The organism is Tepidibacter mesophilus (genome assembly GCF_002724055.1).
Lineage (GTDB): Bacteria > Bacillota > Clostridia > Peptostreptococcales > Peptostreptococcaceae > Tepidibacter_A > Tepidibacter_A mesophilus.
The window spans coordinates 1-344 of the sequence record NZ_BDQY01000085.1 but is presented as its reverse complement, the minus strand read 5'-3'; the positions used below and the strand labels follow the sequence as shown (position 1 = coordinate 344).

The window sequence follows — 344 nt, the reverse complement described above, 5'->3', positions numbered from 1 at the left end:
GATCCCAGGAAGACTACCTGGTTGATAGGTTCAAGGTGTAAGCTCAGTAATGAGTTCAGCTGATGGATACTAATAGATCGAGGACTTAACCTAATTTAAATCTGATCAATTTTGAAAGTATTAATTTTAATACTTGATATGCGGGTGTAGCTCAGTGGTAGAGTTCCGGCCTTCCAAGCCGGCTGCGAGGGTTCGACTCCCTTCACCCGCTCCAAACAAATATGTGGTTATTATAGCAAAGAGGATACACCTGTTCCCATTCCGAACACAGAAGTTAAGCTCTTTAGCGCCGATGGTACTTGGAGGGCAGCCTCCTGGGAGAGTAGGACGTAGCCACGTATGTT

The 344-nt window shown here is 45.3% G+C and carries 1 tRNA gene and 2 rRNA genes; all 3 read left to right on the top strand.

Annotated features, from left to right (window positions below):
* Window positions 1–93: ribosomal RNA gene (locus Tmeso_RS16040) — 23S ribosomal RNA — on the top strand; the annotation flags it as partial.
* A 47-nt stretch (window positions 94–140) separates the two neighbouring features.
* A tRNA-Gly gene (locus Tmeso_RS16035) sits at window positions 141–214 on the top strand.
* An 8-nt stretch (window positions 215–222) separates the two neighbouring features.
* Window positions 223–339, top strand: a 5S ribosomal RNA gene (rrf, locus tag Tmeso_RS16030).
* The last annotated feature ends 5 nt before the right edge of the window (window positions 340–344 follow it).